General features: G+C 62.3%; 13 protein-coding genes and 2 pseudogenes. 6 read left to right on the top strand and 9 right to left on the bottom strand.

Annotation, left to right across the window (positions count from 1 at the left end):
- The first annotated feature begins 118 nt into the window (after positions 1 to 118).
- The 4 genes and pseudogenes from glmS (at position 119) to ABIE45_RS17125 (ending at position 5,325) form a co-directional block, all read left to right on the top strand.
- Positions 119 to 1,945: a glutamine--fructose-6-phosphate transaminase (isomerizing) gene (glmS, locus tag ABIE45_RS17110; protein ID WP_373622412.1), complete on the top strand. Its 1,827-nt coding sequence runs from the start codon at positions 119 to 121 to the stop codon at positions 1,943 to 1,945.
- 161 nt (positions 1,946 to 2,106) lie between these two features.
- Positions 2,107 to 3,154, top strand: a pseudogene (locus ABIE45_RS17115) (integrase core domain-containing protein); the annotation flags it as partial.
- A gap of 414 nt (positions 3,155 to 3,568) precedes the next feature.
- Positions 3,569 to 4,447, top strand: coding sequence for a class I SAM-dependent methyltransferase (locus tag ABIE45_RS17120; RefSeq protein ID WP_192709968.1), 879 nt, complete (start codon positions 3,569 to 3,571; stop codon positions 4,445 to 4,447).
- A 194-nt stretch (positions 4,448 to 4,641) separates the two neighbouring features.
- Positions 4,642 to 5,325 carry a hypothetical protein gene (locus ABIE45_RS17125; RefSeq protein ID WP_192709969.1) on the top strand — a complete coding sequence of 228 codons (684 nt, stop codon included), beginning with the start codon at positions 4,642 to 4,644 and terminating at the stop codon, positions 5,323 to 5,325.
- 572 nt (positions 5,326 to 5,897) lie between these two features.
- Here the strand turns inward: ABIE45_RS17125 and ABIE45_RS17130 are convergent.
- From ABIE45_RS17130 to ABIE45_RS17140, 3 genes are all read right to left on the bottom strand, one after another.
- Positions 5,898 to 6,917, bottom strand: coding sequence for a polysaccharide biosynthesis protein (locus tag ABIE45_RS17130; RefSeq protein WP_192709970.1), 1,020 nt, complete (start codon positions 6,915 to 6,917; stop codon positions 5,898 to 5,900).
- The gene (locus ABIE45_RS17135; RefSeq protein ID WP_192709971.1) at positions 6,917 to 7,795 is read right to left on the bottom strand and encodes an SDR family oxidoreductase; all 879 of its coding nucleotides are present in this window, start codon (positions 7,793 to 7,795) and stop codon (positions 6,917 to 6,919) included. Before ABIE45_RS17135 ends, ABIE45_RS17130 begins: the two co-directional genes overlap by 1 nt.
- A 460-nt stretch (positions 7,796 to 8,255) precedes the next feature.
- Positions 8,256 to 8,534, bottom strand: a complete 279-nt coding sequence (locus tag ABIE45_RS17140) for a glutathione S-transferase N-terminal domain-containing protein (protein ID WP_192709972.1) — start codon at positions 8,532 to 8,534, stop codon at positions 8,256 to 8,258.
- 194 nt (positions 8,535 to 8,728) lie between these two features.
- Here ABIE45_RS17140 and ABIE45_RS17145 point away from each other — a divergent pair, with 194 nt between their 5' ends.
- On the top strand, positions 8,729 to 10,276 hold the full coding sequence (locus tag ABIE45_RS17145; protein WP_192709973.1) for a hypothetical protein: 1,548 nt from the start codon (positions 8,729 to 8,731) through the stop codon (positions 10,274 to 10,276).
- A 290-nt stretch (positions 10,277 to 10,566) separates the two neighbouring features.
- Here the strand turns inward: ABIE45_RS17145 and ABIE45_RS17150 are convergent.
- From ABIE45_RS17150 to ABIE45_RS17165, 4 genes and pseudogenes are all read right to left on the bottom strand, one after another.
- A pseudogene (locus ABIE45_RS17150) lies at positions 10,567 to 12,127 on the bottom strand (ISL3 family transposase).
- A gap of 505 nt (positions 12,128 to 12,632) precedes the next feature.
- Positions 12,633 to 13,655, bottom strand: coding sequence for an SDR family NAD(P)-dependent oxidoreductase (locus ABIE45_RS17155; RefSeq protein WP_373622414.1), 1,023 nt, complete (start codon positions 13,653 to 13,655; stop codon positions 12,633 to 12,635).
- A 186-nt stretch (positions 13,656 to 13,841) separates the two neighbouring features.
- Positions 13,842 to 15,155: a UDP-glucose/GDP-mannose dehydrogenase family protein gene (locus ABIE45_RS17160; protein WP_192709975.1), complete on the bottom strand. Its 1,314-nt coding sequence runs from the start codon at positions 15,153 to 15,155 to the stop codon at positions 13,842 to 13,844.
- Between the two features lie 481 nt (positions 15,156 to 15,636).
- Positions 15,637 to 15,903 carry a transcriptional regulator gene (locus tag ABIE45_RS17165; protein ID WP_192709976.1) on the bottom strand — a complete coding sequence of 89 codons (267 nt, stop codon included), beginning with the start codon at positions 15,901 to 15,903 and terminating at the stop codon, positions 15,637 to 15,639.
- Between the two features lie 868 nt (positions 15,904 to 16,771).
- On the opposite strand from ABIE45_RS17165, the gene ABIE45_RS17170 reads away from it, so the two are divergent.
- Positions 16,772 to 17,977: an HNH endonuclease gene (locus tag ABIE45_RS17170; RefSeq protein ID WP_192709977.1), complete on the top strand. Its 1,206-nt coding sequence runs from the start codon at positions 16,772 to 16,774 to the stop codon at positions 17,975 to 17,977.
- A 1,128-nt stretch (positions 17,978 to 19,105) separates the two neighbouring features.
- Here the strand turns inward: ABIE45_RS17170 and ABIE45_RS17175 are convergent.
- Positions 19,106 to 19,483, bottom strand: coding sequence for a hypothetical protein (locus ABIE45_RS17175; RefSeq protein ID WP_192709978.1), 378 nt, complete (start codon positions 19,481 to 19,483; stop codon positions 19,106 to 19,108).
- A 323-nt stretch (positions 19,484 to 19,806) separates the two neighbouring features.
- Entirely contained in the window at positions 19,807 to 21,141 is a 1,335-nt protein-coding gene (locus ABIE45_RS17180) for a PLP-dependent aminotransferase family protein (RefSeq protein WP_192709979.1), read from the bottom strand.
- Positions 21,142 to 21,167 lie beyond the last annotated feature (26 nt).

Consider the following 21,167-nt stretch of genomic DNA (forward strand, 5'->3'; position numbering starts at 1 on the left):
GAAAGGAGCCGGAGCCCCTTGCTGCTCGTTCGCGCCCGAGCGCTTCAGCCGCGGCCGGATCCTTCCATCGAAAGCGCTCAGCACCACGGGTGCTGGTATAAGAGCAGGAGACACAAGCATGTGCGGCATCGTCGGCATCGTCGGGCGCGACGCGGTGGCGGGGCAGGTGATCGAGGCCCTGCGCCGGCTCGAATACCGCGGCTACGACTCCGCCGGGCTGGCCACCCTGGAGCACGGCCATCTGGCGCGCCGCCGCGCCGCCGGCAAGCTCGCCAACCTCGAGGCCAGGCTCGCGCAGGAGCCGCTCACCGGCACGATCGGCATCGGCCACACCCGCTGGGCCACCCACGGCCGGCCCAACGAGACCAACGCCCATCCCCACGCCACCCACAACCTCGCGGTCGTGCACAACGGCATCATCGAGAACTTCCGCGCGCTGAAGCAGGAGCTCGAGGCCGACGGCGTCGTGTTCGAGACCGAGACCGACACCGAGGTCGTCGCCCAGCTGGTCAGCCGCGCCATCGACCGGGGCCTCGGGCCGGTGGCGGCGGTCGAAGCCGCCCTGCCGCGGCTGCGCGGCGCCTTCGCGCTCGCCTTCCTGTTCGCCGGTGAGGACAACCTGCTGATCGGCGCCCGCCACGGCGCGCCGCTGGCGATCGGCTTCGGCGCGGGCGCGATGTATCTCGGCTCCGACGCCCTGGCGCTGGCCCCCTTCACCGACGCGATCACCTATCTCGACGAGGGCGACTGGGCGATCCTCGCCCGCGACGGCGCCGAGATCCGCGATGCGTCCGGGGCGGTCGTCCAGCGCCCGCGCCAGACGATCGCCACCCAGGCCTACCGGATCGACAAGGGCGCCTATCGCCACTTCATGGCCAAGGAGATCCATGAGCAGCCCGAGGTGGTCGGCCGGACGCTCGCCCACTACGTCGACCTGGCCAGCAGCCGGGTGGTGCTGCCCGAGGCGCTGCCGTTCGACTTCGCCCGGCTCAGCCGGGTGTACATCACCGCCTGCGGCACGGCGTACTATGCCGGCCTGGTGGCGCGCTACTGGTTCGAGCAGCTGGCGCGGCTGCCGGTGGAGATCGACGTCGCCTCCGAGGCGCGCTACCGCGAGGCGCCGCTGGAGCGGGACGGGCTGACGCTGGTGATCTCGCAATCGGGCGAGACCGCCGACACGCTGGCCTCGCTGCGCTACGCCAGGAGCCAGGGCCAGCACACCTTGAGCGTGGTCAACGTGCCGAGCTCGACGATCGCGCGGGAATCGTCGGTGGTGATGCCGACGCTGGCGGGTCCGGAGATCGGGGTGGCCTCGACGAAGGCGTTCTCGTGCCAGCTGACGGTTCTGTTGTGCCTGGCGATCGCGGCGGGGCGGGCGCGGGGCACGCTGGACGCGTCGGGCGAGGCGCGGCTGGTGGAGGCGCTGATCCGGGTGCCGGGCCTGATGGCGGAGGCGCTGAGCCACGAGGGCGCGATCGAGGGGCTGGCGCGCGAGGTCGCGAAGGCGCGCGACGTTCTGTATCTGGGCCGGGGGACGAGCTACCCGATGGCGCTGGAGGGTGCGCTGAAGCTGAAGGAGATCAGCTACATCCACGCGGAGGGCTACGCGGCGGGCGAGCTGAAGCACGGGCCGATCGCGCTGATCGACGCGGACGTGCCGGTGATCGTGATCGCGCCGCACGACGGGGTGTTCGAGAAGACGGTGTCGAACATGCAGGAGGTGGCCGCGCGCGGCGGGCGGATCGTGCTGATCGGGGACGCCAAGGGCGCGGCCGAGCACGGGCTGGAGACGCTGGCGACGGTGACGATGCCGGCGCTGGAGCCGACCGTGGCGCCGATCGTGTACGCGGTGCCGATCCAGCTGCTCGCCTACCACACCGCCGTGATCATGGGCAAAGACGTCGACCAGCCCAGAAACCTCGCCAAATCCGTCACCGTGGAGTGAAATGAGCCAGCTGCGCCTCCTTTGTGATAAAAACTGCCAAAGCAACCTGCTTTTGACGCACCCCCGTCGCCTTGGCCCCGCGTGAATACGCTTCTTCTCGTTTTATGAGGCCTTAACGAGAAGAGCAAACAGTGAAAAAGAGCATTTTTACCGATTAGAAGATCGCCTTCGCGCCAACGCACTTCGAGACTAGACTGCCGGCTGCGGAGATACTGCGATCGACGGGCATCTGCGAGCAGATATTTTACCGCTGAAACAAGCTCTACGGCGGTCTGCGCACGGCGAGCTGCGGGCTATACGACAGCTGAGTAGTTGAGCGGCAAGCTCAAGCAGCTCGTGGCCGATCTCAGCCTCGACAAGCACACTCTGTAGGACGTGCTCGCAAAAAAAATCTGATGTCCGCTTGGCGACGCGAACTCATGCATCAGGTTCAGGAAGCGCACGGGGTGATCAAGTAGCGCGCGGCGTCCACTAGAGCCGTTACCGATCGGGTTGGGACGGGAACGATGGACGTGCCGGACGGAGCGCGAGTCTCCTCTCCCACGCGGGAGAGGGGGCACGCCGCCGCTGTCGCGGCCGGGGGCGCCCATGTTCTCGAACGGTGCAACCCGATCGGGAACGGCTCTAGTCGGACGTCGGCGGCAACGCTGCGGATGCGCATCTGGGATCTGGCCAAGAGCCGGCTACGCTACGGCCACTTCCGGATCTACCACATCCTACGCTGAGAGGGCTGGCGGATGAGCCATAAATGGGCTTGCCGCTTCTACCGGGACGAGGGCTTGAGCCTGCGGCTCAAGCGGATGCGCCGGCACGTCAGTGCGCCAAACTACGAGCGTCAGCCCGTCGTGCTGCGGCCGAACGAGCGCTGGTCTAAGGAATTTATTTCCGACGCGCTCTTCGCGCCGACTGCGCGCCCTGAGAGGCGTGGATGCATTCACGCGCGAGGCTCTGGCGATTGAGGTCACCAGAGCGCTAAAGACGAGCAGGCCGTGAATGGCGCCGCCATTCTGCGCCTCCTGCCCGGAGCCCCGCATGCGATTCAGGTCGATAACCGGCCTAGGTTCGTCCGAGAATGCCGTTACGCTGCACTTCTGGCAACCTGGTAAGCCGGCTGGCAACGCGATGGTCGAGTCGATCAACGGCTGCCTGGACGACGAGCGCCTGAACGCGAACTGGTTCTTGCCGTCGGCTGGAGCGAGGAGCAAGATTGGGATATGACAGTGGCAGTACGATGAGTGTCGTCTCATCCAGCCCTGGCGCGGCGGATGCCTGAGAAGCCGTCTTGGCAGCGGTCCGCTAGGCCGCAGAATGAGACCCGGAGCTTGCCTTTTGGCCAGATCAAGATCTGGGGGCCTCCACGGCTGCGGTCAGGCTCATTGCTGCCTCGATATATGGCCGACTCATGCCACGAAAGACGTCTTATGATGCCGACGCGTGCCTCCCAACTTTATTAATCGAAACCGCAGCTCCGCGAGACTAAATCTCAAGCGCATTCCGCAACCGCGAAAGGCGCGTCACTGACCAAAGGGTGTAAAATTGAATCATCCGTCTGAGATCTCGATTATACCGGAAGCCCTCAGAAACGATGCGCGCTTCAGCAAGAATCACGAGAATCTTGGACTCGTGCTTCGCCAATTCATCGCCGAAGGATTACTTCCGGAAGACACCATTCAAGGCGCTCACATACTGGATTTCGGAGGGTGGAACGGTTCACTAGCACTGATACTGTTGGAACTCGGCGCCGGATCTGTCACTGTTCTTGATCCGGATTTACTCACACCGTTTATCGATAAGCATATGAGTAAAGTACCTGGTTTAAACACTTTTAAAGGTACAATTCAAGATTTTGCCGAGGAACGAAGGAAAAAGGGCGCAACAGAACCTCCATTCGATCTAGTCGTTGCGTTTTCGGTTACGGAGCATGTCCTTGACCTACCACAGGCGCTCTACGTTCTCCGAGACATGATAAAGCCCGGCGGCTTTTTCTTTACGTCCCACGACAATTACTATCAACCATCTGGAGCCCACGACGGATTTATTGTTACATACGGCACAGATGGCGCCGGGTATTATGGCCCGAGATGCTGGGAAACCGAAGCAAAATGCGCCACGTCAGAAGAATTCAGATCCCAGGCAGCGGCTTCTGGTCCATGGGCCTGGGGAGAGGAAGATGAACGGTCTAAAACGCCGGAGGATTGCACTGCGTGCCCTTTCTTCAAGCGTGCACGCCCGTGGGCTCATTTGCTATATGCGGAAGAGTTTTGCACTGTATTTAAGAATAGATTCTTCTCAACTGGTCGTAATGGCTCGGGCCTAAACAAAATCACGCCTTTTCAACTAAAACAATTCACAATCGAAGCCGGTTTCGCCATCGAGATTTTTAATCGAATGTCGGTTCCAAATGAAGTACCTCCAGAGCTACTGTCTGAGCCACATTGGCACAATGAGCAAGATCTAAAAACTCTTTGCATTCAAATGAGGGCGCGGAAGCCATTATGTTAATAAGAATTTTTTTTGGTTTCATCACCATGAGTCAGGTCAGAGGCGTCGCATCGGGACACATCTACCTTCACCATCGAAGTCTTGAGCCACTTAGACGGATTTCTGAGTGATTGTTCCACAGTACAGTCAGTGAGGGCTTTATCATTCGAGCAATAAAAAGTTACATCAGTCGCGTTTTTAGCCGGAGTCAAGCAATGGTCGCAGAAACCTTGCAGGATATTTCATTTGCTCGAGCACAAGTAAAGGGCGTTGATTTGGCAGGATTGGTATATCGCAGAGATGTTCCAGACTGGTGGACAGAGCATCAAAATGCTGTCCTCGCCCCCGAATGGCAGCCGATGCCTGCGATTATCCCGCCGTCGAATAAAAACATGCCGACGAACAGCCTTGTGGTTTTTCGCTCTGGCGGAACCTACGCTCTGACCATCTCAGGCGAGGGATCTGAAATTCTGATTGGTCCCGATTGCGTCCTTGAATATGCTCAAATCCGTTGCGGCGGCGGGAAGATCACGATAGGTCGCGGCTTCAAATGTGATGCAGATCTTCAGATCGATTTACGGAATGGAGGATCTCTACATATAGGCGAATCCTGTATTGCAGAACTACGTGTTGAGATCTCGACGCTCGATATAAATCCAATTTTTGAAATCGAATCAAGGACCAGGATCACGAAAATCAATAAAGAAATACACATAGGAAGCAGAGTATGGCTCGGCACAGAATCGGTTATAAATGGCGGTGCGACGATTGGATCCGATTCTGTGATAAGAGCGAGATCCGTCGTGGTTGATCCACTGCCTTCAAACGCTTTGTGCGAAGGCAATCCAGCGGAAGCAATCCAGTTAGGTATAGTCTGGCAACAGGAAAATATAGAGTGACATACCTAGATCTAAGCTGGCGCACAGAATTCAACAGAACAAGAATGCCCCGCGGAAGACAATAATAGTCTGGCGCGTATAGCGTGATGATTAACGCGTAACTCGACCTGAACAAAGCCTTGACAGTTAAGGTTCGTCCATCGCTGCACTTCGCTCGGACTCCCGCAATCGCCCGCTGGCATCGCTCGAAGGCTATAAGCTCTGCTGGCGCTGCCCGTCGGGTCTCGAGGCGACGACCGCCAGAACCTACTGCCCGGGGACAGATCAAGCCAGGAGACGACACAGCCGCGCGTTCTCGCGCTCAAAACCCCATATTCCTGGCTCGGGTCAATATGCAGGCCGCTGGGCTCCTCGCGCCAGCGGTTAGAGCACTGCTCCGAGATCCCGGCCTCCTTGCTTGCCAGCGCCAAGCTCCTGCCTTGAGCCGTCTGCACCTCGATCTGTCGCAGCTTGAGGACAACCTGCTCCGCGCTCGTTTACTGATCTCGCCTCATCGTCGACTCCACCGGTCCAAGCAGGTCCTCCAAGTCGGCGCGGTCCAAAAACCAGCCGGTCGGATCAGCCCAGCTTACTCACCGCTCATATGCCTTCATTTCGCGCTGAATGTAATCCAAGCTCAACAGCAAATCCACGACCTGCTTCTGATCAAGACGAGTGGTATTGTGTGATGTGTAGTCTTCTGCCGCACTGATAGCGGTCTCGCCGGCCGTAAAGAATTTCGAATAATTTAGGTCCCGATCGTCGGCCGGAATACGATAGAAGCCCTCCATATCATCCGCACGCGCCATTTCCTCGCGTGAGACCAGAGATTCGAACAGTTTCTCGCCATGGCGCGTGCCGATTATCTTTATCTCGTTGCGCGCCTTGAAGACCGTCCTTAACGCTTCCGCCAAATCCGCCACGGTACAGGCCGGGGCCTTCTGAACAAAAATATCTCCTTGGCTGCCATGCTGATAGGCGAAGAGCACCAGATCAACCGAATCTTCAAGCGACATCAGGAAACGTGTCATCATGGGATCAGTGATAGTAATGTCTTTTCCTTCTTTAATCTGATTTACGAATAGTGGTATGACAGATCCGCGGGAGGCCATCACGTTGCCGTAGCGGGTCGCGCAGAGAATCGTATCGTTTCTGTTCAGCATCCGCGATTTGGCGATTGTCAGCTTCTCCATCATGGCTTTGCTGAGACCCATCGCATTGATAGGATAAACTGCCTTGTCGGTGGAGAGCACAACCATGCGCTCAACCCCATTTTGTACGGCAGCGTTGAGTGCATTCTCGGCACCAAGGATGTTCGTTCGAACCGCCTCCATCGGGTAGAACTCACAAGAGGGAACCTGCTTGAGTGCGGCAGCATGGAAGATGTAGTCCACGCCCTTCGTCGCCTGAACGATCGATCCGTACTCGCGGACATCCCCGATGAAGAACCGTACGCGCGGGTCTCGGAGCAGTAGGCGCATGTCCTCCTGTTTTTTCTCGTCCCGGCTGAAGATGCGGATCTGTCCGATGTCCGTCGCCAAGAACCGCTGGACGACGGCGTTGCCGAACGAGCCAGTGCCGCCGGTGATGAGGAGCGTTTTGCCAGCGAACATTACCGCACCTGTGAGAAGAACGATTTGTCGAGAGCGCGCATACGCCTGATGAGATCTGGCCAGGGAGGAGGAGCATATCCCACAGCGGAGCGAAACTTGCTCGAATTCAGCGACCGATCGATGACGACACTGTCGTCGGCCTCAATGTCTGTCGTCCGACCATAGACGTCTTTGACCATCGAGAGCAAATCGTACTTGCTGATCGGGTCGACGCTGACGTGGTACACGCCGTGCAAGTCGGGAACCGGAATCACGTAATCTACGATGACCCGCACAAGCTCATCGGTGGTAAGGCCGGAGAAAATTGCCTTCCGGTACCCTTTGACATGCCCATGCTGCGCGAGGAACCACTCAACGAGGCCGTTGTGGCTACCGAGTTCATGCCCGATGATGGAGGTCCGAAGCGTGATTGCGTTCTTGTAGTCGACCTCGCCCAGAAGTTTCGAGCGCCCGTACAGGTCCTTCGCATCAGGGCGGTCGTCCTCTACGTAGCTACCGTTCTCGCCGGTGAACACACAGTCCGTGCTGATATGGATCAGCCGTGCCCCGATGAGGTCAGCCAGGCGAGCCAACCGATGGGGCAGAAGAGCATTGAGCGGTATCGCGGTCAGCGGATCATCGGCGGAGGCGAGTTGCTTCACGACACCGATGCAATTCAGTATGATCGATGGTCGAGTATCGCGCAAAAATCCCGCCAGGGCATCGAAATCCTGTACGTCGAGACCGATAGCGATGTTCTTCGCTGCCTCCGGTGGGAAGAGCCGGCGGATCGCCGACGAGCGCGCCGTACCGCAGACTTCGCCGGGAAACCGCTCCGAGAGTATGTGAAACGCGGCACTTCCGAGCATGCCGGAAACGCCTAGAACTGCAACCTTCACTACAAGTATCCTCGCTGGGCAACCGGAGCTTCTATCCCAAGATTTGCGACTTCCAGCTCGCTCCCACGTGTGCCGCGAAACCGGCTGCGACGTCATCCTTAGGCGGTCGAGCCAAATTGCTCGAGGCCTGACGAACTGGCGATCATGAACGAGGGGCGCGTACGGAAATCATAAAATCACTTCGCGAGCAAGGGCCGGTTGCGGCACCACTCTAGTTCGGGGGAGCGCCGATTGAGGTAATCGATCGCACATGCCAGGGCTATGTGACCGACATCGACGGGCAAGTCCATCCAGCCTGACGTCCGTTCGAAGCGCTCCAGGGCTGCATCTATGGCTTGGCCTGTTCCTGGCGTCGAACAACCTTTGAAGCTCGCTTACTCTCTGAGCCAGTCCGCTCCACGAACCTGCGTATGACCGCATCGGCGAGGCCGTCGGCTAGCGCCTCGCAGCAAAGGACGTCCTATTGCTCCTTGCCCTGAGGGGTCAGCGCGGAACCCGACCAATCCTGGATATATTGGATGATCACCGCGGAATCGATCAGTGCAGTCCCGTTGGCCAGTCGCAACGTCGGAACCTTGCAAAGCGGGTTGGCCGCACGCAACGACTCATGGGTCCAGGGATCTACAATCTGTTGAGCTACGCGATTGTGTAGCGCGGCCTCAGCGATACAGGCCATCACCTTCCGGCAAAACGGCGAGCGCGGCGCGATAAGGAGTTGCAAGCTCTGATCAACGGTCAAGCTTTTGATCCCCAATCCGTGCTCTAAAAGCTTCGCGGCCTTTCAGACATGAAGGCCTAACCGCCGCCCCGCGATGTCTACTGTCGAGCTCCGACTCGCATTGTTCGCATGCTACGCAGGTGGGCCCGCAGGCCGCCGCTGACTCTGTCTCCGGCGGTCGTGACGCCGCACTCGAGACAGATACAAGGACACTCATGACTCCAGATCCGACCCGCCGTCATGTCGCCACCTCGATCGCCGCAGCAGGTGCAGGCGCGCTCCTCGCGGCGCACGACGCGCGGGCGGAGCCGCGCTTCGTGGGCTTGGCGCCTGCCTATGTCGGCGACCTGCGCGAGGAGTTTGTAACTGGACGCAAGTTCGGCCTGACCGGCGATGGTAGCGATCAGACGGCCGGGCTTAACGCGGCCCTGAGCGCCTGTTGGCAGAGCGGCAAGCGGCTCCGCCTCGCGGCCGGCCTGTACGGTGTGAACCCCTCGACTGCGACGGCCTGCGTTGTAAGCAATGGCACCTCGATAGAGGGCGAGGGCAACAACCGGACCATTATCACACCCCTCGGCGGTGTTGGTCCTGCGCACTCGATCCTTGAGATTACGCCACCGGCCAATGGAGCCTCCGAGTTCCTCACCTTGTCCGACCTCCTGATCTACCCAGGCCAGTCCGGCACGAAGCGCGGGAAACATTCCATCCACCTCCGGACGCCCAACAGGACGAATGTCGGAAAGCTTATGATGAGGAACGTCTACCTTCATCAGGGCAACGACTACTCGTTCGCGAGCATCAACGATCCGGCCGTTAACGCACAGGGCAACTTCGCCAATTCCGTCTTTGACAACTGCACCTTCCTCGATGGATTCCAGGCGGTTGGCTGCGGGGATAGCAACGTCTGGCGCTCCTGCGTCTTCCGCAACTCAAGCGTCGCCCGGAATATCATCGACATGACGCCGATCGATGCGGCGGGCGGTGCGGCGAGCATTCAGTACTTCGAAGCCCCGAACATCGGCGGGCTCGGCGCGATCGTTCTTCACGCGGGCCGGAACTACATCATCCTGGGGGCGAACGCCGAGCTCGGAAATGAGAGCGGATCGACGGGCAGCGTCAATCACGCTCTCCTGGACATAATGGGAGACGTGGGCCAAGTCGTGGGCGTCAGCCTCATCGGGCGCAACGTGTTCTCGATCTTCGGGGATACGATGGCGTCGGACGTGATCCGCGTAGGCAACGCCGTCAACGTCAACATCGAGCAGGTCGAGCTGAGCAGTGGCGCGCGCCGTTCCATTACGGATATCGGCCTCAATATCACTGCACAGGCGGTCAACACATACATCGGGGAGATCACGTCGCAGGATACCGCCGCGTTCTCGATCGGTGTGCGCGACAACGGCATCGGCACGCGTGGTCGACCCCGCCTGGTGACCGGTCTCATCGCCAACGCGATCCCGGCGAGCAGCGTCGACGGGAGCTTCCAACCGCCGACGTATACGAAGTCAAGGCTCGGCAGCGTTTCCATGGCAGGCGCGATCCTCATCAAGGTATCGCCATCGTCCGGAAAAGCTCTCTTCAGCTTGCCTGTTCCATACCGACCGGCCTTCACGCACTACGCGCTCGTGCGGGCGACGGTGAATGGCGTCGAGGCAGCTATTCCTTGCTCGGTTAATGCAAGTGGCGATTTCATTCTCGGAACTTATTCGAACGTCAGTCGCGTGCATCTCGAAAGCATTGCACCCTGGCACGCTGCATTCTGATCTGATCCCGCCGCACCGACCGTCTAATCCCCATTGGCGTCCGCAGTGTTCCATCGAGGGCCGGCCTTCTGGAGTGCCGCGCGTGCAAACGCAGGGGCATGCAGAGAGAAGCGGATCGCAGTTTCCCACCCAGGCATACATCAACGGCGGCCACATCGACAGAAGATCCGTGCAGTGAACGTCGGCAATCCGTCGTGCTGCCGTCCTTATCAGCTGCCACGATGGTGATGGAGTGCACCCTGGGTGAGGATCGGCATGGAAAAAGGGCTCTGGCGCACTTTCGCTGATCATCAGGAGGTGAGGCCGATCAGGCGAGCTTGCAGAAGGTCAACCTTGCCACGGCCGTACATCTGGCGCTTGACCAGCTTGAGTTTGGTGATCTGCCCCTCTGTCTGGCCGTTCGACCATGGCAGCGTGATCGCTGCCAGAACCGCAGCTCGGTCCTGACCGACACCGCGGGCGAACGAGGCGACGAGGCCTGGGCCAGCACGCGAGAGCCACCCTTCGAGCTTGTCCGGCGCCATCGCCCGGACCATCGTCTGGAACGCGCCCACCACCTCGCGCGCCTCGACCAGCGCCGGCACACCGTCCTCGACGGCGGCCACCGTCAGCGTCTCCGCCTTGGTCAAGCGGTCACGACCTGTCGTCAGCCATCGCGCCAGGGTTCGTGCCGACGGCACACGCTGCAGCCGTTCGATCTTGGCCTGCTCCGCGCGTCGGCGCCGCGTTGCCCATTCCCCGACCACGCGCAGCGATCCTCGGAAGCCTTGGCCCTTCGCCCTGCGCCAAAGCTCGGTTGCGTTGCGGCTGCCAGCATCCCACTCGGCATCGAGCCAGGGCAAATAGGCATCGAGCGAACTCTGGCGGACCCGGAAGACGTCGGTGCGCTCTCCACGCAGGACCGCACGCACCACCCTACGGCTGTGGCCAAGACGTTGGCAGATCCGGCGGATCGGAACGCCCCGCCTCGGCGAGCGAGCGGATGGCTGCGTCCGCCTCCTCCCGCCGCAGGTAACCCTCGTACTGGATGCGCTCAGCTGCAGTGAGCAGCGCCGGATCGATCGTGGCTGCGCCGACGACCTCGTGAACCTGTCGCATCGATCTGCGCACTGCATCGAGGAAGCCACGGCTGGCGTTCTCCATGAGGTGCCACCGGTCGGCGACCTGGATGGCCTGAGGCAGAGCGCGGGCGATGGCCTCGCCATATCCGCCCCCGCGGTCGCGGGCGACGATCTGGATCGAGCCGTTCATCTTCAGCCAAGTCTGTGCGGTGGCCTGCTCGCGGTCCGGCAGGAGCGCTACGATGCGGCGGCGCTCGAGATTGCAGACGAGGGTGCCGTAGCGGTGGTTGCGCCGCCAGACGAAGTCGTCGATGCCGATGACGCTGAGCGGATCGGAGTGTGTAGTCGCCCGACGGCGGATCACGCGCAGGAGCGTGTCTCGGCTGACGGGCAGCATCAGGCGCTGAGCGAGGCCCGCACCGGGCCGACCACCGAGTGCGAGCCCAAGGTGATGGACGATCTGCTCCAGCCGCGAAGTGCGCCGCGCGAAGGTAGGCAGGACGTCGTCGGAGAAGCGCTCGGCGAAGATCTTCCGCACACAGGCCGCTGCGTCACACCAGAAGCGTCTCACCATGACTTGGAGTTCGACGCGCCGACCACCGAGCGGCAGGTCGGCGGCACGGCGCTGGTAGCGGCTTTGGATGCGACGTGAAGAGGTCCGGCAGTCTGGGCAAGTCGCCGTCGTAGATCCGGACCTCACGTCCAGACCGATCTGATCAATGCCGACATCGGGGTGATCGACGACGAATCCGGCAGGTACGAGGCTCGACGGCCTGAAGCAGGGGCGCATGCTGCGGCTCCATCGTGGATATCCGCAAACTCAACGCCGCCGGCATCAGCGGGAGTGAGTCAGAGCCCCTTTTGGACGCCGATCCCGGGTCCCGATTCGGCGCCGATTGACAGTTGCGCACCGCTAGGCCGAGCTCCTCCTGCGATGGAGCGGCGAGCGCGAGGCGGAACGCGCTCCGCAGATGTTCCAAACTCCGGCCCGGCATCGGTTCAGCACGAGGCCCTGTTGGCGAATGCGAGAAATGTGCTCGACGAACAGGTCCCAGGATCCTGAACGGCTCAGTCGCGTCTCTGGTCTGCTGCGGGAGCTTCGATCAATCGGCTTGATCTGACCGGAATGCGGTCAGCGTCGGGCAGAAGCTTAGCTGCGGCGCCTCCTGCGAACTTGGACGCCGACCCGAAATGCTGCGCCGTCTCACGACGGACACGACGATCTATGAAGCCTGGATTGCAGAACCGGACCACGATGCGGTCTACCCGCTTGAGCGAAAGTCGGAAGCAAATTTTCAGCGGACCGTGCCGTCGTCGCTGTAGCGCGAGCGATACCACGTCACGAAATAACCGAGGCCGGTCTCTAGGTCAGTCGTCGGCGCGTAACCGGTCAGGGCCTTAAGCTCGGATACGTCGGCCCAGGTCATCGTGACGTCGCCGGATTGCATCGGCCGCATCACGCGCTCGGCAGGGCGTCCACAGGCGGCTTCGATGGCCGCCACAAAGTCGGCGAGGCTGCGGGGTTTGTTGGCGCCTATGTTCAAGATCCGGTGACCGCCGTTCTCCGGCGGCCGATCCAGGATGCCGAGAATGCCGCTGACGATGTCGTCGATATAGGTGAAGTCACGGCTCATCTGGCCTTCGCCGTAGATCTCGATCGACTCGCCACGCAGGATGCGGCGCGTGAACGAGAAATACGCCATGTCGGGCCGTCCCCAGGGGCCGTACACGGTGAAGAAGCGGAGTCCCGTCTGCGGTAACCCGTAGAGATGCGCGTAGGTGTCGCTCATCAGCTCGCCGGCCCGCTTCGTCGCCGCGTACAGGGAGACGGGGTGGTTGACGGGATCCGCCTCGGTGAAGGCCGAGCCCGAGGCGGGACGGTCGCCGTAGACCGAAGAGGAGGACGCATAGACAAGATGGCGCACGTTCGGTGCGTGGCGACAGGCCTCGAGCACCGCGAGATGGCCGAGCAGGTTGGCGTGCTCGTACGCGAAAGGATGATCGATCGAGTAGCGGACACCGGCTTGCGCGGCGAGATGCACCACGCGTTCGACGCCGCTCTCCCTGACGAGGGACCCCAGCGTCTCCCGGTCGGCAATGTCGAGGCGCCGCACATCGATGCCCGTCAGCCTGCTGAGACGCTCCGAACGCGCCTCTTTCAGACCGGGCTCATAGTACTCGGTGAACGAGTCCACCGCGACGACGGCATGACCGGCTTTCGCGAGCTGCAGGCAGACATGGTGGCCGATGAAGCCCGCTGCACCCGTGACAAGGATCGATGACACTTGCGGCAACTCCCCGTAGCCAGCGCTCGGCAAGCACTGTTCGTGCGCCCGAATTGATCACGCTCATTGCACCGGCAGCCGAATCCCGGCATGCCGTGCGGCTTTAATCCTTCCCGCTCCCGCGACCGGCGCAGGCCCCTATAGACGCCCGCCGCCGAACCGGCACCGCCTCGCGCCCGATATCGAGCGCCGATCGTAGGCGCCCGGCAGCAAGCCGCCTCAGCGTCCGATGCCGCGATAGGTGAATCCGTGGCGTGCAGCGCTCTCGGGATCGTAGATGTTGCGGAGATCGATCAGGACGGGGGCGGCGTCTCCGGACGCCATGGTCTGACGCAGGCGGTCGAGATCCAGCGCCCGGAAGGCGTTCCACTCGGTGACGATGACCAGGGCGTCGGCGCCCTCGGCGCAGGCATAGGCGTCCTCGGCGTAGGTCACCTCCGGCATTAGCGCGCGGGCGTGGTCCATGCCCTCCGGATCGTAGGCCACGATCCGCGCGCCCGCATCCTGCAGCCCGGCCACGATCGCCAGCGAGGGTGCGTCGCGCATGTCGTCGGTGTCGGGCTTGAACGTCAGCCCGAGCAGCGCCACCGTCTTGCCCCGCACCGAGCCGCCGCAGGCCTTGATCACCTTGCGGGCCATGGCGCGCTTCCTCTGGTCGTTGACCGCCACCACGGTCTCGACCAGCCGCAGCGGCGTGCCGGCATCCTGGGCGGTCTTGACCAGCGCCAGCGTGTCCTTGGGAAAGCACGAGCCGCCGTAGCCCGGCCCGGCATGCAGGAACTTCGGGCCGATGCGCTTGTCCAGGCCGATGCCGCGCGCGACCTGCTGGACGTCGGCGCCGACCGCCTCGCACAGGTCGGCGATCTCGTTGATGAAGGTGATCTTGGCGGCCAGGAACGCGTTGGCGGCGTACTTGGTCAGTTCGGCCGTGCGCCGGTCGGTGACCAGGATCGGCGCCTGGTTGAGGTAGAGCGGCCGGTAGACCTCGCGCATCACCGCCTCGGCGCGGGCGTCCTGGGTGCCGACCACGATCCGGTCGGGCCGCTTGAAGTCGGCGATCGCCGCGCCCTCGCGCAGGAACTCGGGGTTCGACGCCACCGATACCTCCGCGGCCGGGTTGGCCTCCCGGATGATCCGCTCGACCTCGTCGCCCGTGCCCACCGGCACCGTCGACTTGGTCACCACCACGGTGAAGCCCGACAAGGCCCCGGCGATCTCGCGGGCGGCGTCGAACACGAAGCTCAGGTCGGCGAAGCCGTCGCCGCGGCGCGAGGGCGTGCCCACCGCGATGAACACCGCATCGGCCTCGGCCACGGCCTCCCGCATCGACGTGCTGAACGCGAGCCGGCGCTGCCGCACGTTCTCGGCGACCAGCGCGTCGAGGCCCGGCTCGTAGATCGGCATGCGGCCGGCGTTCAGGCTGGCGATCTTGTCGGGCTCCCGGTCGATGCAGACCACGGTGTGGCCGAAATCGGCCAGGCACGCCCCCGAGACCAAGCCGACATAGCCGGCCCCAATCATCGCAATCTTCATAAGATCTTCCGCAAGTTGCGCCTCCCGTATCCCTGATCTGATCGATCGATCGATCGACAAGGGATCGGCAGACGGGTCGATCGTCCACACTATATTCGAACGGCAGCAGATCTACGAGACTTGGAGCAGGATCTGCGCTACGATTAAATACGAGCAGAGCATCGCTGCTAATTGCTTCATCGCAGGCGAAGTCAAAACGTGATCATGACACAAGTTCCCTCGACGCAGAGCGGGCCGCCGATTCGGCTGTCAAGCTGACCTTTCGATGAAGTCGCGTGCTCCATGCCAGTGGAGAACGCGGAAAAGAGCGTTCAGGTCACAGATGTCGGCGCGTCCGACCCGGGCCGAGCCGGGGCATCGTCGGCCCGGGCGCGAAGGTCCGTGCAGTCTGTGCCGATCATTGCCTAACCATCGTGATCTCGGCGGCGCTACAGCGATAGGCGCGCAGGCGTTCCCCGGGCTGATCGGCTCGTCCGGCTCTTCAGGCATCGCGGTTGTCCCGAAGCCGCACGCCTGGCCCGCCGCCGTTTGCCGGGATGAAATCGACGCCTGCCGCTTCCAAGGCAGTGATCACCGCTCGCACATTGTTCGCCATACCAGTCGCTCGGCCCTCGCTCGCTTCCATACGCTTGAGAGTTGGCACTGAAATCGAGGCCGACGTGGCGAGTTCAGCTTGACCAATTGCGAGAAGTGAGCGCGCCGCAGCGATCTGCCTGCCCGTCACTAGGTTTTGATCTTTTTGGCTCATTTAGGGCTATAGAGATTGACGACAGACGCGAGACGATCCATAAGTATCAAGCCAAGCCGCAGGGTTCAACGCCATGCCTCTCCAGCGCCGTATCTGTTGGAATGCCGCTCTCCGCGACGCACATAGCGACCGAGCACATGTCGCCCTCGGCGTCGTCTCAGCCCGCTCCCTGATCCAAGGGCTCGCCCGCATCCGTCGCACGTGCCTCGTCATTCCGAACGGCCTCTTCGACCGCGCAGCAATTATGGCGGCAGCCGCTGAAGCAGCGAAGGCCCATCAGCTTCGCACCGGCGCCGCTTGGTCCGCCAGTATGTCGGTCGGCCTCACTGCCGCATGGCAGGCCGCCAAGGCTGCTCGAAACCTGATAGTGACACGAGGGCAGAGTCTCATCGAGCCCGGACGAAAGGATGCGCCTCGTGGCGGGTTTCCGCACTTGAGAGCGGCGGAAGGGGCGGGGAGGACCATGCGGTGGGTCGGTCCATCATCGCAATCTCCTACAACGCTCGTACGGCTTTACCCAGGCGGCGGCCTTTGTCGGACTTGTTAGGCAATCTGATCTCGGCGCCGTGATCGCTGAACCAACAGTGCGCGACGGCGGAAGCGCCCGCTCCAACTAAACTCGTCGTCATCAATCGAACGTGGAGGCACACAATGCCCCGAAACAGCTCGCGCAGGAGCGCGGCGGATCCCGCATGCCCGACTGTGGCCTCGTTGAGTCTCCAGGTGAAGCTCGTGCCTCGCGAGCAGGACGCGGAACTCAGGACACTGATCGAGCGCTATGAGCAGCTCCTGTGCGACTGGGAGGACCTTACTCACCGGGCACTCAACGCCCTGACTGACTGCTCGCTCTCACGAAGGGACCCCCACGATGCCCTTCGTCGTTCCTGAGGACGTCGGCACAAAGCAGCGACGGTCCTTATCGGGACGCCGGCGGCTCCAAGCTTGGGAACGCACAGCCGGCACCTGTGTCGTCTGCAGCCAACGTATCGACGGTGTGCGCGAGCGCTGGATCGTCGAACACATCCGGGCTCTCGAGCTCGGCGGAGTCGATTCGCTTGAGAACATGGGACCGGCGCACGAAGCTTGTGGTCGGGAAAAGACGCGGCACGATCACGCCCGCACCGCCGAGGCCAAGCGGCAGAAGATCCGTCATCTGGGGGCCGTTGTCGGCCCCGCTCGTCCGTTGCCGGGCTCAAGAAAGTGTGCTCTCAAGCGCAAAATCAACGGCACCGTGGTCTTGCGCGAAACCCATACTCGTTCGGGCTCCAGTCCAGGGCCGGACGCTGGGCAGGGTAGGGCACCGCGCCCAAAACAGACGACATTTCCGGTGAGTGACCCACTCGATAGAGCTGGCCGGCTCTGCCCAACCCCTGCACCTTCCGCTAAGGAGAACGAGGCAGGAACGGCGAATCTGATGGCGAACCGACCAAGGCCGGCTAGGCAGCGAATGAATGATGTTGGGCGTGAGAACACTTCCACGTCGGGCGAGCTGTTGCCGCCGGTCCCAGCTCATCTCGACTTCCTGTTTGATGAGCGCCCCCTTCTATCTGGCGAGAACACGGAGCAATACGACGCGCTCCTACGCAGTATCATTCAGCATGTCGAACCGACTGATGTAATCGAAGCGATATGGGTCAAAGACATCGTCAATTTCATCTGGGAGGCAAAACGGCTTCGCCGCTGGCGCGGACAGATCCTGGAACAGGCCAGAGTAAAGGCTGCAGAGGAATTGATACGTCCTGCTCTACAGAATGCAGATCCTTTTGGCTTGGATAGGCTGGGAGGTCCGTCCCCCGATGCACTTGCGGCAGGCTGGGTTATTGATAGCCAGGTCGAGAAAGAGCGGGTCGACGCACTGCTTCAGAAGCGCGGCCTTACGGCGATGAATGTGACGGCTCACGGTTTCCTCATGAATCTCCCGGCCATCGAGCGTATCGACAGGCTGGCATCGTTAGTAGATCAACGCCGGGATACGCTCTTGCGTGAGATTGAACGCAAGCGGGCGCACTTCGCCCAGCAAGTACGGTCTGCCACTGCAGACGTCCTTGATGTCGAGCATATGGAATCCCGATAGGCTGTCGTTCCGAAGTCTTAGGCTGCGATGACCTCCGAGCATGCCAGTCAAGCCAATCGTCGCAACGCTCAGGCCAGCACCGGCCCACGCACTCCGGCGGGTAAAGTGCGCTCGGGGCAGAATGCCCGTAAACATGGTCTCTCAGCGGTGGATCCCAACCCTCAAACGGAGGTGGAAGTTGACCGACTCGCTGAGCTCATCGCGGGCGACCGCCACCGCGATGCTACTATTCTGGAGGCTGCGCGAGCCGTAGCCGAAGCACAGCTACATATTCAGCGGGTTTCGGCGTACAAGGTGGCCGTGCTGCACAATGGATCCCTGACACCTGGGCGGGAAGCGGGAGCGGATACGCGCGCGCACATCGAAATCTTGGAGGAACTTCTCCCACACCTTGCTGACCTCGAGCGGTACGAACGTCGAGCTCTATCGCGTCGAAAGTTCGCAATCCGTCGATTTTACGATGTAGTCAACCGGGCACCAAAGATGGCGACCGACTCCACGCACGTTGATGTGGGCTAGATTATTAATCATTAAGTAAATTTCTTATCCTGTCATGTCCGAATCAGTGCGGTGATTTACAGGTGCCTTCAGCCAGCCGGCACTGCGGCGCGGGGTATTTTTCAGTGTCGGCGGCATTCTACTTACAAATTTTGTGGTTCGAACGTTGTCATTTCAGGCAAACCTCTAGTTGAAATGATGCTATCAATCCATCAACCACAAGACAGTGCAAGATAAGGGACATTATCGATCCGCGAAATTTTAATTTAAATAAGATGAATCTTCGGCCGACTCGGCGAGCCAACGCAGTAGCGTGCGAGCATTAATTAACCTCGAGCGGTAAGAAAAACCTAAACAATGAGGCTACTACTGAACGGCCATCTCTCACCCGCTTTTCCCGCGACTTCGTAGACCTGAACATTCGGCTTCGGACTTGGCTAGACAGCGTCGCCAACGTCGCCTGCACAACACTACGTCACGGATCGTCTCGGAGGCCGCCTCTGTCGGAAAGCCCGAGCCACAGCCCGCAGTGTCGTTCGCCGCCCTGCTCACGCTGAAAAGTCAAGCGGAGACGTTGACCTCCTCTCGATCGGTGGCAGCAGCCACAGCATGCCGAACCAGATCGGCGAATCATCGAGGTTCAACGATTGCCTTAAACGATTCGCATCCCTGGCAACGGCATGGTCGTGGGGAGGTAAAAGCGCAGGCCGCACCAAAGCGCCATCCAAATGGTTTGGCAGAACGAAGCCATTTAAACTGACTGAGGCTCAACTGTTCGCGTTTGGGCTTGGCAAGCTCCTCGGCCGGTAGGGCGTAGAGGCGCGCGATGTGTCCGTCGAGCCAGGGCCAGGGCTGATGCTGGCGCTTGTAGGCGAAGGAGATTATGTCCGAGCGTAGCGCCCTGCGCACGACCTTGCGGGACAGGCGCACCTGGCGGGAGATCTCCCGGATGCTGTGATGGCCCCAGAACATACGCTGGATCTTGGAGATGGTCTTCACAACCAACAACCCCGGCTGGCCTCCTGATGGCCAGTGGTAGGGAGCAAGAGATACACGGGGGCGGGGTGGATCCCTATTGGACGCAGATCAGTTCCTTAGCCGGATCCATTTCCCACGCTGATACCCAATTCTGCTCGAGCCAAGACGAAGCCATGAGTGGCCGGATCAGGGAATCGATCAACCGGAAGGTGGTTATTTGTAGTGCGGACACCCTCCCTGTTCTTCTTCCTGATGTAGGGTAGAAAGAAGCACTACGGACGGCAGATGCCCTTCGCTGTCCTGTCGAGGCGTTCTCGCTGCCGAGAGGTGTCGGACCCGGCGTCGCGCCCCGTTCACTCCACGACCTGATCGTCCCCCGCGAAGGCGAGTCGGCGCAGGCTGCGCAGCGCCCGGTCGAGCTCTTCCCGCGACGGAGACGCGAGCGCGAGGCGGACCGCGTTCGGCGCGTGGCCGGGATGGACCGCGAAGGCCGAGGCCGGGAGGAGGGCGATGCCCTGGCGCAGGGCAGCGGCCGCGTAGGCCTCGGCCCGCCACGTCTCGGGCAGTTCGAGCCACAGGTGATAGGCGTGCGGATCGCCGACCACCTGCAGGTCCGCGAGCGCCGCCCGGGCGACGGCCTGCCGGGCGGTGGCGTCCCGGCGCTTGGCCTCCGCGAGCGCGGCCGCCGAGCCTCCGGCCATCCAGTGCATCCCGGCCGCGAGCGATAGGCCGAGCGCCGTCCAGGCGCCCTGGCGGACCGAGGCCGCGAGCCGGTCGGTCAGGTGCGGGGGCGCGGCGATCAGGCCCACCGTCAGCGCCGGCATCACCCGCTTCGAGAGGCTGTCGATCAGGATCACCCGGTCCGGGACGAAGCTGGCGAGCGGCCGCGAGTCGGCCAGGAAGCCGTAGACCGCGTCCTCAATGGCGGTGAGCCCCGTCCGGTCGAGGCACGCCGCAAGGTCCGCGCGCCGCGCCGGCCCCATCGTGACCCCCAGGGGGTTCTGCAGGGTCGGCTGGATGTAGACACCGCTCAGCGGCGCCGTCCGATGCGCCTGGAGGAGGGCCTCCGGGCACATCCCGTCCGCGTCCATGGCGACCGGCACCAGGGTGATCCCCAGCCGGGCGGCGATGCCCCGCACCGCCGGATAGGTCAGCGGCTCGCAGCCGATCCGCGCCCCCGGCGCCGCCAGCGCCGCCAGGGCGGCGGCGAGCGCCTGCCGGCCGTTGCCGGTGAACAGGATGTCGGCCGGCTCGGGCGCGTAATCGTCGCGAGCCAGGAACCCGGCCGCGACCGCCCGCGCCCGGGGCGTCCCCGCCGGCCCGTACTGGCTGAACCCGATCTCGCCGCCGCTCCGCGCCAGGGCCGCGAGCGTCTCCGCCAGCACGGTCTCCTGCTCGGGCAGCCGCGAATGGGTCCGCTGCAGATCGACCGCCGCCGGGGGCGGCTCCGGCTGGAGCGGCCCGACGGAGCCCGCATCGCTCCGGACATAGGTGCCCCGCCCGACCTCGCCGGTTGTGAGCCCCCGGCGCGCCAGCTCCGCGTAGACCCGGCTCGCCGTCGAGACCGCGATGCCGCGGGCATAGGCGAAGTCGCGCTGCGGCGGCAGCCGCTCGCCGGGGCGCATCCGGCCCGCCGCGATCTCGGCCGCGATGGCGTCGGCGACGGACCGGTAATCCGCGGACCGCATTATTGCTCCGAGTTCAATGTTTCGAT

Source organism: Methylobacterium sp. OAE515 (assembly GCF_041806315.1).
GTDB lineage: Bacteria > Pseudomonadota > Alphaproteobacteria > Rhizobiales > Beijerinckiaceae > Methylobacterium > Methylobacterium tardum.